The organism is Aliivibrio logei, from assembly GCF_001691055.1.
Classification (GTDB): domain Bacteria; phylum Pseudomonadota; class Gammaproteobacteria; order Enterobacterales; family Vibrionaceae; genus Aliivibrio; species Aliivibrio salmonicida.
This window is the reverse complement of record NZ_MAJU01000063.1, coordinates 1-521: the sequence shown is the minus strand read 5'-3', so window position 1 is coordinate 521 and position 521 is coordinate 1. Positions and strand designations below refer to the sequence as shown.

The window sequence follows — 521 nt, the reverse complement described above, 5'->3', positions numbered from 1 at the left end:
GTTGATGCATTTGTTATGTGTGTTCTAAATTGACAAAGAACATTATATTTAAGTTACTCTTCGTTAGCTTTTTCCTTAGGTTGGAACTCTGTCCAAAAACCTGTGTAGCTACAATCAGAACAAATTAAATCTTGTGTATCTTGACCCATAATCTTTTCTTTAAATGGTCTTGTGGTTGAACCACATTCAGGACAAACTGCTCCAGCTCTTTTCATACCTAACCTCTATTTAAAATTTATTATTATTCTTGTTTTTTCGCATGTTCTGGTCAATTTCGACCAAACCCTGATTTACCACAGTCGTCACACACATAATCACCAGTGGCACTGCCAAGGTGGTATTCTTTAGATAAACTTGAATGCGTACAATTTGGAATATTTTTCTCTTCTACATTATTCATTTGAGTTGCTTTCATAGTAAACGCCTCTTTTTAAAAATAACATTTTATCTTAACGTAAGAATTATATGTGTGAAGCCATAGACAAAACGCCGTACCCATAAACACATAACGCCTGCATAAC

The 521-nt window shown here is 34.2% G+C and carries 2 protein-coding genes; both read right to left on the bottom strand.

Annotation, left to right across the window (positions count from 1 at the left end):
* Positions 1 to 53 precede the first annotated feature (53 nt).
* Positions 54 to 215 carry an Eag protein gene (locus tag A6E04_RS21235; RefSeq protein ID WP_139078921.1) on the bottom strand — a complete coding sequence of 54 codons (162 nt, stop codon included), beginning with the start codon at positions 213 to 215 and terminating at the stop codon, positions 54 to 56.
* Positions 216 to 268: 53 nt separating this feature from the next.
* Complete coding sequence (locus tag A6E04_RS21395; RefSeq protein WP_175365448.1) at positions 269 to 415, bottom strand: hypothetical protein; 147 nt, start codon at positions 413 to 415, stop codon at positions 269 to 271.
* Between the last annotated feature and the right edge of the window lie 106 nt (positions 416 to 521).